Raw genomic sequence first — 14289 nt, 5'->3', positions numbered from 1 at the left:
TTCAAATGCAAAATCTGGCGACAGATTTAACTAATTGACAAAATGAAAATATTGTTTGCAATCGTAAATTATAAAACAACAATTTTGGCGCGGAGTCTGATTGAATCTGTGAAAGACTCATTGAGATTGTGTGAGTCCAAACAGTTGGGCGTTGAAGTGGCGCTTGAAGTGTATTTCAATCATATTCCAAACGAATGCGAGCTTGAGCTTTTAGATTCCATCCAGTTACCTCGTGAACTGACGCTTGAGAAAATAACAGACGGATTGAATTCAGGGTATTTTGGAAGGTTGCCGGCAGTACAGGCATCCGCCCAATCCCGCAGTGCTGATCTAGTGATCTTTGCCAATTCTGATTTGCAACTGGACCTGGACTTTTTCGAAAACCTTGTTGCTGCGCACCGGCAGGCTCCTGCAAATTGCGCTGTATTTGCTCCAGCGATACTTTCAAAATCTACAGGGAATGATTCCGGGCTGAATTACGTTGAAAGAGTAAGCACGTCGAAACTGAAGAAATTGGCCCTAATATTTAAATGGCGCTGCTCGTATGTTGCCTATTCAGGATTGAACTTGATTAAATCGAAAATCAAGGGCGGACTCTTAAGAAATAAACCAAATGGCGGTCGCGGCAGCCAGAAGGTTTTCGCGCCACATGGCGCATTGATTGTATTTCGATCATTAGATTTTTTCCTAAAAATTCCGTCTTACCCCGTCTTCCTGTTTGGGGAGGAAATTTTCCTAGGTGACCAACTGATCAAGTTTGGATATACAGCCTGGTATATGCCAGATTTGTTGGTTTACGATGTTCAGCATGCTTCAATATCCAAGATCCCAAGCGATACTGTGAGAATATGGCACCTTGAATCCCTTCGTGCATTAATTAAAATTCGGAGTTCAGCTTAGTGGTTGATCTTGTCCTTTCAGTAAATACAAATTAATCGAAAAGACAATAAATATCATTTTGCGGAAGGAATCCTCAAGACTCTCCCTTTGAATTCTTCTCAATGCGCAGTATCTTGCACCCCGCCCCCACTCCCACCCCCCCCCCCCCGCCCGCTAAACAACCAGAGAAATTTTCGTTTGAAACGAGACGCCCGATTTGATGTTTTAAGGCTTGTTGCAGTAATTCTGGTGATGTTTCATCACCTGGTTCCGCAATCCTTCCCTTATGGTTTCGTCGGCGTGGATGTTTTCATCGTTATAGCAGGCTATTTTTCGACCCAGGGAGTGAAGGAATCTAGCGGATGGTCGGACTATATTAATCGCAGGGTTCAGCGGATATATCCAGAGTTATTTTCGATTCTGATTATTTGCACGGGCTTTGCGCTCGTGCTTTTGACGAATCAAAGACTGAGAGACTTTGGTAGCACCTTAGTGGGCGCTTTTTTTTCAAGCGCAAATGTACTATTCGCCTTTAAGAAAGATTACACATACGGATACTCAGACGCTTCCGCCAATCCGTTGATGCATTTGTGGAGCCTAGGCTTAGAATTCCAATTCTATTGCCTTGCCCCATTTATTATTTGGGTAGCAAGCAGATTTCAGAGACTCGGCATGCTAGCCGGAGTACTTATTTCACTTATTTCATATAAATTTTTTACTCTCTCCGAGCAGCACTCATACTATCTATTGCTGTCAAGAATATGGGAATTTCTGTTGGGCGTCGGATTGAGTCTCGGAATTTTCGGAAAACCCATTGTTGGAGATAGACTCAACTACTGGCTTTTCAATCTGGGTGCGGGTGCTTTGTTTTTATTGGGGTTGGGCGCTAATCAACTTCATTCAACTTTCAATTGGACACTGGTTTCTGTAGTATTGACGGCAGTCGTTATTCAGTACACCAATACTGTAACGCTTCAATCGAATAAGTGTGCCAAATGGCTGACTTTTTTCGGAAGAGAAACATATATAGTCTATTTGTGTCATTACCCGGCCATTGCATTTTCCAAGAGACTAGACCTAGTCTTCGGGTTCAATTTTTGGGCTTCATTCACAGTCCTGCTGCCTTCATTTTGCTTCACTGTATATCTGGGGCGCAATTTGGTGAACTCCCTTTGGCGGGATGGAAAGGGCAGACTTGTACTAATTGCCATCTCAGCCGTATTATTGTCGGTAGGCGGTATGCTATGGAGGGGGGATTGGAGTCACGCTACTCAGTCAATTAATGGCGTCACCCCCGCTGAGATTACAAACATTGGCGTAGACTACAGAAAGGATGGTATATGCAACACGACTCGGTCCGAGTATGTCCTGCGCGAATGCATTCGCGGCAATGGCGCAATAAAAATCGCGCTTATTGGCGATAGCTTTGGCGCCGCTTTAATGTCCGGCTTTGGCGGCAAGGATTTAGAGAATAGATACACAGTTCATCAATTCACTAAAAACGACTGCCCATTTTCAGAAAATATAGTTGTTCGACCAAACAGCTTTTGTTCTGAATTCAATAAGAAATTGTCAATCCGATTGCAAGAACTTCGCCCGGATGTTGTATTGCTACAATATCGTTGGTGGTCATATGCTTTTCGCGGTTTGAATTACAACATAAATGGCGTGAGCGGAAGCATTTATTGTATTGAGAATGGGTGCGACAGTGGCCTGGTGCCCGGAATTGATGCTCGGGTGATCAATTCTTTTGCGGAATCAATAAATAGAAATTTGCACTCCATTGGGGCGCGCGCAATTTTAATTTCCCCGACTCCTGAATATGATGAATCCATACCCCAGGCTGTAGCGCTTTTGAAAACTAGAAATGCTGCTGGGGTAGATTGGATAAGCCTGCAAGAACGCGAGGAATCGAGGCGGTATTCGCAAATTGTTTATAGAGAAATATTAAAAGAAACTGGACTTGAGGGATTCGAAGCATCATCTTCGTTTAATGATGGCTCTGGCCGTTTCATGGCTTACCGAAACGGGGAAGTGTATTTTTATGATTCGAATCATTTAAGTCATCTGGGTGCTCGTTTGGTATGGAGTAAGCTCGATGCATTATTGTCGCCAAAATAAATGAATTGGATACTCATGAGCGTGTCGAAAGAGCGGGTGGCAAGAGGGCTGTCAGTTTTGTTGCAAAATGGTTTGTCTGCGGCAAACTTAGTAAGTTACTTTATTTTCGTGAGGGCGGGCTTTTCAAAGGAAATATCCATTGCAATGGCAATTGTTTCAGTTGCGTTCGCGCTTTCGGAGGGGGGGTTGTCAATAGTCGCTCCGTTGTTGCTGAGAAGGCACTCCCGACGGAGTGTTGGCTTGGCGAAAAGCATGTTGCTTCTATCTGTGTGCGCTTTTTTCTTGTTGATTGTTTTGTTTAGTTTTGGGGCCTGTTTTTTTTATGGTGCCAACTTTATTGGCTGGATTACTGTTTATTCTCTGAATGTCCTGCTGCTTTTGATGCTTCCGTCATGGATTGGGAGTTCTTTTTTCGGCCCAATGGAGTTGACCCTTATCGGCGGGGCGAAAGGAGGGCAATTACTTGTTTTGGCCATACTTCCTAGCCTTGAAACTTATTTCCTCAGTTCGGCTCTGCTTATTTTTCTTGCCGCGTATTTCTTAAATAATAGGCTAGGTACGCTGGTATTTTTTCCTGGACTTAGAGTTTTGAAGGTTATTTTTCGGGCTTTGTCCAAGGTTTTTATTAGTAAAACTGTAGCGTTTACGGTGTATTCTTTGGTTCCTGTGGCTATTGGCTTGTTCGCCGGTGTTGGGAGTACCGTTGATTACGTTAAGATTGAGCGCATCAAGGCCCTATACAGTTCATTGTTTTCGCCGGTGGTTCAATATTTTTATCTATCTAAGGCGGCATTGACACAAGCGAGGGATGGTCCCGCTTGGAGGGTGATCGGTGTTTTTGCTGTCGTTAACATTTGCTTTCTATCCTTGACGCTTTTTAATGAGCGTTTGGGAACTGAAATTTCGGCGATTTTAGGCGTCGATATAAGTTCGTTGCGAATTGGTCTTCTTGCTGCAGCAACTTCAGTATTTTCTTCCTTGGTTGTATATTTCATTGCCGCCATTGGGGGGGATTTCACTGCCATGCTGAAAGCGGCTGGGATTCAGGTTTTTGCTTTTGTTAGTCTGACGATTGCTGTTTCTCTGGATTTTGCATCTGTTTCTTATGTTTTGTTGATCGGCGAGTTCATCTATTTTCTGTCGATGGTATTGTTTGTTTTGTTTGGTAAAAGTTTGAAGCGGACTTGAGTGATGAAACTAAGTGTAGTTATTCCTTTTTACAAGGAAGTTGACCTCATCGATCGTGCTGTTACGTCGGTGATTGCCAACTTTCCGGATATAAGTTCGTTGGAAATATTGATTTGTAATGATGGCCCTCTTAGTGAGGAAGCTGTCGGTGCTGCTATTTCTTCCAATGGAGGTCGCGCTGTTAAGATATTGAAAAATAGATTCGCTCGAGGGCCGGGTGGGGCTCGCAATACGGGACTTGATGCCGCGTCCGGTGACTTGATTGCCTTTTTGGATGCTGACGATTTTTGGCTTCCTGGCAAGTTCAAGGCCCAGCAAGCGGCTATAAGCCAGGGCGCCACCTTCGTTGCGACTGCATATCGTTTCGACACTGGGCATGCCATGGTCCAGCCTCCTTCGAGGATCGAGCAGCCAAGCGACGTCTTCCTTCGCCGGGGTATTGGCACCTCGACGGTGATGATTACTCGTGCGTTGTTGGCCGGCCTCCGGTTCAAAGATATTCGGTTTGCACAAGACATTGATTACTGGTATGCGCTTGCGCGTAGTCCCCATTTCCGCTATGCGGCTGTCGACACTTGTTTTGTCGAATACAGTACCGGGGGATCGACCAAAAACAAATGGGTGCAACTCAAGTATCTATACAAGGTGCTGAGCATTAATCGCGTCTCCTGGGTAAGCCGCATCCGTGTGCTTACCAGTTACGTGTTGGCAGGCGTCTATAACCATTACATCAAACGGCTCTTCGTCTGAGCGCTGCGCAGTAAAAGGAATCATCTCATGGTGGACAATTTAATTTGGATTCGTGGCGAGATCATTCGCCAAAGTCAGGCTACAGTGAATGTACTTTCACCAATGGCTCAGTTCGGTTTAAATGTGTTCGAAGGTATTCGCTGCTATTGGAACGAAGAGAATGGCGAGCTCTATGCCTTTCGATTGAAGGAACACCTTGACCGGCTGATGTTGTCTTGTCGCCTTGTGCGTCTGCCTGCACCCTACAACCCCGGCCAGATTGAGGCGTTCATGAGAGCGGCCATACAGGCTAACGACTTCCAGACCGATACGGCCGTTCGCATGACTATCTTCGGAGATGGGCAGGGCACTTGGAACACTTGTGAGCCGGTATCGATGTTCATTGCCCCAATGGCAAAACGACGTACTCAGTTGGAAAAGGTGCCTGCACTGAAGGCTTGCATCTCCTCTTGGGAGCGGATTAACGACAATGTCCTCCCGCCACGGGCTAAGGTCGGCGCTAATTACATCAACGGCCGTTACGCGCACCTCCAAGCTCGCCATGACGGGTATGACCTCCCAATTTTTCTGGGGCAAGATCGAAAGGTCGCCGAGGGGGCTGGCGCCTGCCTCTTCATGGTGCGCAATGGGGAGTTGATAACTCCACCCACTACCTCATCGGTGCTGGAGAGCATCACCCGTGACACAATCATGGTGCTTGCTCGCGATTCCGGTATACCAGTGGTGGAACGAACGATCGACCGCACCGAGCTTTACCTTGCAGACGAAATATTCCTATGCGGCAGTGCGGCGGAAATCTCTCCCATTGTTTCGGTGGACGGCTACGTGCTGGGCAAGGGACAGCCAGGCCCCATCACTTTGTCGATGCTCCATGCCTACCTTGCTGTCAGCTCCGGCGAAAATCCTGATCATCCAGAATGGCGGACTCTGGTTCACCGCCGCCCTTGAGCTTTCAACTTCCGTAAGTCTTTGTCTGACCATATCCCGAACTGACTAGAACCCGTCTCATGAAGCTTTCGCGCGAATTTCTTGACCATGTCGCCGCCAGTCACGGCCCCAGTTTCTACCTCCTGGACTCCTGTCGATTTCAGGACAATTTCAAGCGCCTCACTTCGGCCTTTCGAGTTCATTACCCGCAGACGACCATCGCCTACTCCTATAAGACTAACTATGTACCGCGTTATTGCGAATTGGTGTCGCAGTTGGGTGGCTATGCAGAGGTAGTCTCGAGTATGGAAATGATGCTGGCGCTGAAGCTCAAGGTTCCTGCCAGTAAGGTGTTTTTCAACGGACCCTACAAAGAGCACGAACACGTGCAGTCATTACTGGCAGCTGGCGGCACGGTCAACGTTGACTCCTGGGAGGAATTGCAGCGAATCGCGTGTTCTGCAGATACCCATCCTGGTGCGCCGTTTAAGTTGGGGCTGCGATGCAACTTCGAGGTGCAAGATGGCGTGCACTCACGTTTCGGCTTTGATGTGGAAAGTCAGGAGTTCCTGGACGCAGTTGCCCTCATTGACAACCATCCGAAGTTAAAGCTGTCAGGGCTGCATTGCCACTTCGCTACACGTAGCCTGGACTGCTGGGTGAACCGCACCAAGGGCATGATTGCGGTGATTGACCGCCATTTCCGCCATCGATTGGCTGATCTGGCTCATGTAAGCCTAGGTGGCGGCATGTATGGGCACATGCCCAGCGAGCTCAAGGCACAGTTTCCAGTGACGATTCCGGAGTTCGAGGACTACGCTGCCGCAGCAGCTCTTCCTTTCGCCCGCTACTTCGAAGAGACGGGCAGTGCCCATCGGCCTACCCTCATCATCGAACCTGGTACAGCTCTGGTGGCGGATGCGATGAAGTATGTTTGCCAAGTCAACAGCGTTAAGCTCGTACGTGGCCGCACCGTAGTTTCTCTGACCGGCAGTTCGTACAACATCAACCCGAATCCAAATCGAAAGAACGTGCCCATCGAGTGTTTCCCAACTCCGGGCGCTACAGCGCGAACACAAATGATTGGCGCATATTTCGGCGGATACACCTGTATCGAAGGTGATTACCTCTACAAAGAGTTCAGCGGCACTTTGGCTGTAGGTGACTTTATTGCCTTTGACGATGTCGGTTCGTACTCAGTCGTCATGAAGCCGCCATTTATCCTACCCAATGTGGCGATAGTCGAGCCTCTCACCGATGGGCATAGTTACAAGCTCATCAAGCGTCGCGAGGTTTTCGACGACATTTTTCAAACATATACCTTCGAATGAGCATGCGGCTGTTGTATATCACCAAGGACCCGGCCGTCGGCCAAGTTGCCCAACGAGCAGGCGTCGACTGGATCTTTGTCGACCTGGAGTACCTTGGAAAGAAGGACCGTCAAGCCAACCGGGATACCGTGATCTCAACTCACACACTGGACGATGTCCGGGCCATGCGGGAGGTCGTCACCACTTCACAGTTGATGGTGCGCATCAATCCGTGGGGTGCATGGAGTAGTGATGAAATCACAGACGTGATTGCAGCCGGTGCCGACATCATCATGCTGCCCTTTTTCTCCACAGCAGGCGAGGTAAAAGACTTCATTGTTAAGGTTGGCGGGAGGGCAAAGACTTGCTTGCTGCTTGAGACGCTGACAGCTATCGAGGTACTCGATGATATTCTGGCAATCCCGGGCATCGATTTTGTTCATATCGGGTTGAACGACCTTCATATCGAGCGGGGCACCACGTTCATGTTCGAGTTCTTGGCTGACGGCGGGGTTGACCGAATAGCCGCAAAGCTACGCAATGCCGGAATAACATTTGGATTCGGTGGCATGGCACGCATTGGCGGATTGGTCCCGCCAGCCGAGCGCATCCTGGCCGAGCATTTCCGTTTGGGCTCGACTGGGGTGATTCTCTCCCGGAGCTTTTGCCATCCCTCGCAGGCCACGGGTACGGAGGACTTCGAGGAGATGTTCCAGCAAGAAGTTGAGAAGATCCGCGAACAAGAGAGGACGCTTGTTCAAGCTGATGCCGGCTTCTTCGAACACAACCGGCGACAGGTCATCGATGAGGTGGCAATGGTTGTGAATCAGATGAAGGAGAAACTCGGGTGAACTGCGAAAAAGGTGCCTCCCCACTCACGCAACTGGTCTTACGCAGTCTCGACCTGTTTTTCTCTTTGACGACTCTGGTGGCTTTGTTTCCGCTTCTGGTGTTGGTCGCCATTGCCCTGCGCTTCTCAGGTGAGGGTGAAGTGTTTTACCGTCAAGTGCGGATTGGGAAGAACGAACGTGAGTTCCGTCTGCTTAAGTTTGCCACCATGATGAAGAATAGCCCTTCCATCGGTTCCGGGGAGCTAACACTACCCAACGATCCCCGAGTGCTACCCATGGGGCGGTTTTTAAGAAAGACCAAACTGAACGAGTTACCTCAGCTCTGGAATATCGTAGCGGGAGACATCAGTGTGATCGGCCCCAGGCCGCAGACCCGCCGCTACTTTGACTGCTATCGTCCTGAGGACAAGGTTTGGATCAGCAAGATCAGGCCCGGGCTCTCTGGGGTGGGCTCCATTCTGTTTCGCGATGAGGAGTCATTGCTTGCCATGGTCGCTGATCCGGTGTCCTTCGACGACCAAGTTATCACTCCCTATAAAGGTAAGGTTGAACATTGGTTTGCGGTAAACCAGTCTGTCTTCCTCTATTTCGAGCTCATCATCACCACCTTGTTGGTTGTGCTGCTGCCTTCCGCAGGCCTACATCGACGTCTCTTAGGACGTGTGCCACCACCACCAACTGCGCTTTCCGCAATGCTTTAAACATAAGACGGAGCATGAATTGAATGCATTGAACCTCCTGGGGCGCCAAGAGCCTCTTTTCGATCATGATATTTCCGATCATGACTTAGCCATCCGAGAGATGTTGGCCAAAGCACGTTGCTTAGTGATCGGTGGTGCCGGTACCATCGGCCAAGCTGTAACGAGAGAACTCTTCAAGCGAGATCCTGCCGCTCTGCATGTCGTAGACATCAGTGAGAACAATATGGTCGAGCTAGTGCGAGACATTCGCAGCACGATCGGGTACGGCAAAGGCGATTTCCGCACTTTCGCAATCGACTGCGGTTCGCCCGAGTTCGCGGCGCTGTTTCAGGCCGAAGGCCCGTATGACTACGTGTTCAATCTGTCGGCGTTAAAACACGTGCGGAGCGAGAAGGATCCATTTACGCTGATGCGTATGATCCAGGTGAACGTCTTCAATACCGTCAGCACACTGCGTTTGGCCAAAGCTGGCGGTGCGAAGAAGTACTTCTGCGTTTCGACGGACAAGGCGGCAAACCCGGTGAACATGATGGGTGCTAGCAAGCGCATCATGGAGCTTTTCCTGATGCGCGAAAGCCTCACCCAATCGATCTCGATGGCCCGTTTCGCGAATGTGGCATTCTCAGACGGATCTCTACTCCACGGTTTCAATCAACGTTTCGCAAAACGCCAGCCTATTTCGGCTCCGAATGATGTTCGTCGTTACTTCGTGACCCAGCAGGAATCAGGCGAGCTATGTCTTCTGTCGGCCATGTTGGGTGAGAGCCGCGACATCTTCTTCCCGAAACTCAGTGAAAAACTGCACCTCATCACTTTTTCAGAGATCGCCCAGAAGTACTTGCATGGACTGGGCTATGAGCCATACGAATGCCAGTCAGAAGATGAGGCACGGGATCGCGCCGAAGAGCTGATCAGCCTCCGGAAGTGGCCCTGTTATTTTTTCAAGAGCGATACCACGGGTGAGAAGGACTTTGAAGAGTTTTTCACTGATAAAGAGGACCTGGACATGTCCCGGCTGTCTAGTGTGGGTGTCATTCGCAATCCGGCCGAGTTCGACGAAGGTCAACTGCAGCGCTTCGAACAGCGGGTGGCGGGTTTGCGCTCAGGGGGAAGTTGGACGAAAGCTCAATTGGTCACTCTCTTCTTTGAAATGTTGCCGGATTTCGCCCATCTTGAAACGGGCAAGTATTTGGATCAACGGATGTAACCATGCAGCGAATACTCGACATTGTCCTCTCAAGCTTTGCCCTTTTACTGCTGTCACCGCTGTTGCTTCCAATCGCCATACTGTTGAGGTTTACAGGCGAGGGAGAAATATTTTTCCTGCAGGAGCGTGTTGGCAAGGGCGGTAAGCCTTTTAAGCTTTACAAGTTTGCCACCATGTTAAAAAACAGCCCAAGCATTGGTACGGGCACGGTAACTGTGAAGAATGACCCTCGGGTATTACCAATGGGTCGATTCCTTCGCAAGACCAAAATCAACGAATTACCCCAGTTGCTTAACATTCTTCTTGGGTCGATGAGCGTGGTGGGGCCCCGTCCGCAAGCACGGAAGAACTTCAATGCCTTCCCAGATGAATTTCAGCAATTGATCGTCAAAGTCAAGCCCGGGCTGTCTGGCGTTGGGCCCATAATATTCCGCGGCGAGGAAGATATCTTGGCAGATCACGCAGGCACGGTTGACTTCTACGATAAAGTGATTGCCCCCTACAAGGGGCAAATTGAGGCGTGGTACGTTACCAATCAATCCATGAGTACCTACTTCATAGTGATTTTCGTTACTATTTGGGTTGTACTATTTCCAAGTTCGCGTATCGCGTGGCGCGCTTTTAATGGCTTGCCTGTTCCCCCGGGAGAACTAAAAGGTCCCCTGAACTATGTATAGCTGTCTTTCGGCGCTAATAAACGCCCCTCCTAAAGGTTTAACGACTGGTCATAGTGCCTCCTGAACTTTACATCTAACGGATGAAGAGTCTTTCTGGTCTTGACTCCCCGACGAGTTTTTGGAATTCCGAAAAGAGACTGCCGAAAGTCCCATCATATTTCCATATTACGCATGCAAGAACATACCCCAAAATATATTAGCCTTGACCAGGGCTCCTCTGACCGCGCTTTTGGACTTGTGTTTGCAGTCTTTTTTACCGTCATAGGATTGTTCCCATTGCTGCGCGCGCAAAACATGCGGCTGTGGGCGTTAGTAATAGCTGCTACGTTTTTTCTGCTGGCTTTAATTGCTCCACGAATTCTTGGACGAGCCAATCGCGGATGGGCTAAATTCGGACTGTTATTGCACAAGCTTGTCAGCCCAGTGGCGCTAGGCTTGCTGTTCTTCTGCGTTGTCACACCAACGGGTCTATTGTTGAGAGCATTAAATCGAGACCCTCTGCGCCTGCGGTTCGAGCCCTCATCTAAGACTTACTGGCTTGATCGCACTCCGCCGGGACCCGAGGCAGAATCACTTAAAAACCAGTTTTAGGACTTTCGGGCATGTCATTTCTAAAAGAACTTTGGGCATTCATGGTTAGTCGCAAGAAATTTTGGTTGCTGCCTATTATGGTCATGATGGTGGTACTAGGTGCTCTCATCGTTTTCGCACAAGGCAGCGCAGTAGCTCCGTTTATCTACACGCTGTTTTAGACCATCATTATGTACGTACTTGGCATTTCAGCCTACTACCATGACAGCGCGGCCGCTTTACTGCACGACGGAAAGATAGTAGCTGCGGCGCAGGAGGAGCGCTTTACTCGCAAAAAGCATGATGCGGGATTCCCCAAGTATGCCGTTGAATACTGCTTGCGGGAAGCTGGAGTTTCCTTGGGGGAAATCGAATATATTGCTTTCTACGACAAGCCGTTTTTGAAATTTGAGCGCCTTCTGGAAACCTATGTGGCTTTAGCTCCGCGGGGTTTCTCGTCCTTTCGCTTAGCCATACCCGTTTGGTTGCGAGAAAAGCTGTTTCTAAAAGATATCCTGCTGAAGGAATTCAAGAAATTTTCGCCGAGCTATGACTGGAATAGCCGGCTTCGTTTTTCAGAACATCACCTCAGTCACGCTGCCAGCGCTTTTTTCCCTTCGCCATATGAAGAGGCTGCTATTTTGACCATGGATGGCGTTGGCGAATGGGCTACCACTTCGCTGGCAATCGGACGTGGCAATAGCTTGGAAGTCATCAAGGAGATCCACTTTCCACATTCGTTGGGCCTTTTGTATTCGGCTTTCACCTATTACACCGGGTTCAAAGTAAATTCCGGAGAATATAAGGTCATGGGGTTGGCCCCCTATGGCGAACCAAAGTACGTGGGGGAGATTTTCGAACACTTGGTAGATTTGAAAGAAGACGGCTCTTTTCGCTTGAATCAGTCATATTTTAACTACTGCACTGGGCTGACCATGACAAGTCAGCGGTTTCACGATTTGTTTGGCGGTCCACCGAGAAAAAGTGACGAACCGCTGAATCAACGCCATATGGATTTGGCCGCGTCGATCCAGAAGGCGACCGAACAAATCGTCCTCCGCCTCACTCGCTCGATCCGAAGGGAAACCGGGATAAGAAATCTATGCCTTGCCGGTGGCGTGGCGCTGAATTGTGTTGCCAACGGCAAGGTGTTGAGCGATGGCCAGTTTGACAGCGTCTGGATTCAGCCAGCCGCTGGTGATGCTGGGGGGGCACTCGGCGCCGCGCTCGCTGTGCACCACATCCATTTAGGACAAGCCAGAACTTCTTTTGGAAAGGACAGCATGCAAGGTTCCTATCTAGGGCCGGCGTTCCAACAATCAGATATAGAAAGCCGCTTGACTGCTATCGGTGCAAAGTTCAGCGTTATGAAGGACGACGAACTTTTTGAGCTTAGTGCTGCTGCGCTTGCGGAAGGGCAGGCGCTCGGGTGGTTTCAAGGGCGTATGGAATTTGGTCCACGTGCGCTAGGTGCTCGTTCCGTTCTCGGTGATGCCAGATCGCCGACCATGCAGTCAGTGCTTAACCTCAAAGTAAAATACAGGGAATCGTTCCGACCTTTTGCCCCTTCCGTGCTTCGTGATGACGTTGCCGACTGGTTTGAGTTGGATGGTGACAGCCCATATATGCTGCTCGTGGCGGATGTTGCCAAAGAGCGCCGGCTCGAAATGACCGAAGCCGAGCAGTTGCTTTTTGGCATCGAAAAATTGAACGTACCGCGTTCGGAAATTCCAGCTGCCACTCATGTGGACTACTCTGCGCGCATCCAAACCGTACATGCTGACAGCAACCCGCGCTATCACGCTTTGATCTCTGCTTTTAAACATAAGACAGGATGCCCAGTTGTAGTCAATACCAGTTTCAATGTGCGCGGCGAGCCAATCGTTTGTACGCCTGAAGATGCCTTTCGTTGTTTCATGGGAACGGAAATTGATGCGCTGGCAATAGGGAACTGTTTCCTTAGGAAAGAAGAGCAAGCGCCTTCTTTGAGGCTCAGCTATGAATCAGCATTTGAACTCGATTGATCGACACTTTCTGATTAGGCTGATTGGCTGGTCCCTTTTGGCATCCATCCTTTACGCGATGGCCTGCGCCATTATCTTGTTAACCAGTCTTATTCTTTTTCAAAAGGGAATAACTCCCAGCCTGCCATGGATATCCAATGTACAGAAACATCTCTACATGGAGTCAAGAAATGTCTGGCAGGCGCAGCCAGACTGCGTCGTATTCGATCCAAATTTGATTTTCAGGCCGAAAGATGGAAGGTGTCAGTTTGATAATATCGAGTTTCAGACGGAACTTTCTTTCTCGCCGGAAGGGCGCTATACAGGGGGCAAGCCTACTGGCAAAGGTATAGTGGTAATCGGAGATTCACACGCCATGGGTTGGGGCGTGAATGATTTGGATACTTTTTCAGCAGAGCTGCAAAGGTTGAGCGGTCGTGCGGTATTCAATCTCGCGGTTTCTGGTTATGCGACCGACCGGGAATTGATGCGCTTGGAAAATTCAGATTTATTGAATAAGGTCGATATCGTTGTTGTTCAATATTGCGACAATGATCTGGATGAGAACCTCCGCTTCCAGAACCTATCGAAAGAGTCAGCCCAGCGGAAGTTCTCGGTTGTCAGTCAGTTAGGGGGGCAGCCTCCAGCCTTGTCGGGCAAACTTGAGTATTTGAAGAAAGCATTTCAAGTCACCGTTAAAGTCCCATTTATTGGGATTCGCAGCAGCCTGAAGCTGAAAAAGGAGGAAGACTACGATTTTCCGCAGCACTACCAACCATTTCTAGATGCAGTCAATCGACATGGCGCGCTCAAATCCAAGCGGGTCATAGTTTTTTATAGTAATGGACAAGGCATAAAATTCAAAAACTTTCCTGCGGGAAAAGATCAGCAGTTGCCTAATTTCGAATTTGTTGACATGGGCTTGGGTCGGGGCGACTACTATAGAATGGATGACCACCTGACCCGGGCAGGCCATATGAAAATCGCTCGCCGGCTACTTACCGTGATTCAATCAATACCGTAATTGCGGCATTCCGTGTGATCATTGGGCTGCTGCCGATTCCATGGGAACCCGTAAGCTCACCCACCAAGTAGACAACTGAAA

14 protein-coding genes are annotated in these 14289 nt (G+C 49.1%); all 14 read left to right on the top strand.

The window, feature by feature from the left end; all coding sequences use genetic code 11:
- Positions 1-42 precede the first annotated feature (42 nt).
- The gene (locus tag WG899_RS21585; RefSeq protein ID WP_339597730.1) at positions 43-900 is read left to right on the top strand and encodes a hypothetical protein; all 858 of its coding nucleotides are present in this window, start codon (positions 43-45) and stop codon (positions 898-900) included.
- Positions 901-1077: 177 nt separating this feature from the next.
- Entirely contained in the window at positions 1078-3000 is a 1923-nt protein-coding gene (locus tag WG899_RS21580) for an acyltransferase family protein (protein ID WP_339597729.1), read from the top strand.
- A gap of 15 nt (positions 3001-3015) precedes the next feature.
- On the top strand, positions 3016-4188 hold the full coding sequence (locus WG899_RS21575) for a hypothetical protein (RefSeq protein WP_339597728.1): 1173 nt from the start codon (positions 3016-3018) through the stop codon (positions 4186-4188).
- A gap of 3 nt (positions 4189-4191) precedes the next feature.
- A complete protein-coding gene (locus WG899_RS21570) occupies positions 4192-4938 on the top strand; it encodes a glycosyltransferase family 2 protein (protein WP_339597727.1) in 747 nt (248 codons plus the stop codon).
- Positions 4939-4965: 27 nt separating this feature from the next.
- On the top strand, positions 4966-5886 hold the full coding sequence (ilvE, locus tag WG899_RS21565; protein ID WP_339597726.1) for a branched-chain-amino-acid transaminase: 921 nt from the start codon (positions 4966-4968) through the stop codon (positions 5884-5886).
- A 59-nt stretch (positions 5887-5945) separates the two neighbouring features.
- Positions 5946-7196 carry an alanine racemase gene (locus tag WG899_RS21560; RefSeq protein ID WP_339597725.1) on the top strand — a complete coding sequence of 417 codons (1251 nt, stop codon included), beginning with the start codon at positions 5946-5948 and terminating at the stop codon, positions 7194-7196.
- Entirely contained in the window at positions 7193-8026 is an 834-nt protein-coding gene (locus tag WG899_RS21555) for an aldolase/citrate lyase family protein (RefSeq protein ID WP_339597724.1), read from the top strand. The genes WG899_RS21560 and WG899_RS21555 overlap by 4 nt, the downstream gene beginning before the upstream one ends.
- On the top strand, positions 8023-8727 hold the full coding sequence (locus tag WG899_RS21550) for a sugar transferase (protein ID WP_339597723.1): 705 nt from the start codon (positions 8023-8025) through the stop codon (positions 8725-8727). Before WG899_RS21555 ends, WG899_RS21550 begins: the two co-directional genes overlap by 4 nt.
- 19 nt (positions 8728-8746) lie before the next feature.
- Positions 8747-9934, top strand: a complete 1188-nt coding sequence (locus WG899_RS21545) for a UDP-N-acetylglucosamine 4,6-dehydratase (protein ID WP_339597722.1) — start codon at positions 8747-8749, stop codon at positions 9932-9934.
- A 2-nt stretch (positions 9935-9936) separates the two neighbouring features.
- Complete coding sequence (locus tag WG899_RS21540) at positions 9937-10611, top strand: sugar transferase (RefSeq protein ID WP_339597721.1); 675 nt, start codon at positions 9937-9939, stop codon at positions 10609-10611.
- Between the two features lie 171 nt (positions 10612-10782).
- Entirely contained in the window at positions 10783-11202 is a 420-nt protein-coding gene (locus WG899_RS21535) for an SxtJ family membrane protein (protein ID WP_339597720.1), read from the top strand.
- An 11-nt stretch (positions 11203-11213) separates the two neighbouring features.
- Positions 11214-11363 carry a DUF5989 family protein gene (locus tag WG899_RS21530; RefSeq protein WP_339597719.1) on the top strand — a complete coding sequence of 50 codons (150 nt, stop codon included), beginning with the start codon at positions 11214-11216 and terminating at the stop codon, positions 11361-11363.
- Positions 11364-11372: 9 nt separating this feature from the next.
- The gene (locus WG899_RS21525) at positions 11373-13205 is read left to right on the top strand and encodes a carbamoyltransferase family protein (RefSeq protein ID WP_339597718.1); all 1833 of its coding nucleotides are present in this window, start codon (positions 11373-11375) and stop codon (positions 13203-13205) included.
- Positions 13180-14208 carry an SGNH/GDSL hydrolase family protein gene (locus tag WG899_RS21520; protein ID WP_339597717.1) on the top strand — a complete coding sequence of 343 codons (1029 nt, stop codon included), beginning with the start codon at positions 13180-13182 and terminating at the stop codon, positions 14206-14208. Before WG899_RS21525 ends, WG899_RS21520 begins: the two co-directional genes overlap by 26 nt.
- The last annotated feature ends 81 nt before the right edge of the window (positions 14209-14289 follow it).

This window comes from Paucibacter hankyongi, from assembly GCF_037482915.1.
Classification (GTDB): domain Bacteria; phylum Pseudomonadota; class Gammaproteobacteria; order Burkholderiales; family Burkholderiaceae_C; genus Paucibacter_A; species Paucibacter_A hankyongi.
The sequence above is the reverse complement of the archived record's forward strand: the minus strand, read 5'-3'. Positions and strand labels throughout refer to the sequence as shown.

Coding starts and splice junctions, on each gene's coding strand:
- WG899_RS21525 (WP_339597718.1), top strand. CDS start 11,373: ATGTACGTACTTGGCATTTCAGCCTACTACCATGACAGCGCGGCCGCT.
- WG899_RS21530 (WP_339597719.1), top strand. CDS start 11,214: ATGTCATTTCTAAAAGAACTTTGGGCATTCATGGTTAGTCGCAAGAAA.
- WG899_RS21560 (WP_339597725.1), top strand. CDS start 5,946: ATGAAGCTTTCGCGCGAATTTCTTGACCATGTCGCCGCCAGTCACGGC.
- WG899_RS21520 (WP_339597717.1), top strand. CDS start 13,180: ATGAATCAGCATTTGAACTCGATTGATCGACACTTTCTGATTAGGCTG.
- WG899_RS21540 (WP_339597721.1), top strand. CDS start 9,937: ATGCAGCGAATACTCGACATTGTCCTCTCAAGCTTTGCCCTTTTACTG.
- WG899_RS21555 (WP_339597724.1), top strand. CDS start 7,193: ATGAGCATGCGGCTGTTGTATATCACCAAGGACCCGGCCGTCGGCCAA.
- ilvE (WP_339597726.1), top strand. CDS start 4,966: ATGGTGGACAATTTAATTTGGATTCGTGGCGAGATCATTCGCCAAAGT.
- WG899_RS21535 (WP_339597720.1), top strand. CDS start 10,783: ATGCAAGAACATACCCCAAAATATATTAGCCTTGACCAGGGCTCCTCT.
- WG899_RS21585 (WP_339597730.1), top strand. CDS start 43: ATGAAAATATTGTTTGCAATCGTAAATTATAAAACAACAATTTTGGCG.
- WG899_RS21575 (WP_339597728.1), top strand. CDS start 3,016: ATGAGCGTGTCGAAAGAGCGGGTGGCAAGAGGGCTGTCAGTTTTGTTG.
- WG899_RS21570 (WP_339597727.1), top strand. CDS start 4,192: ATGAAACTAAGTGTAGTTATTCCTTTTTACAAGGAAGTTGACCTCATC.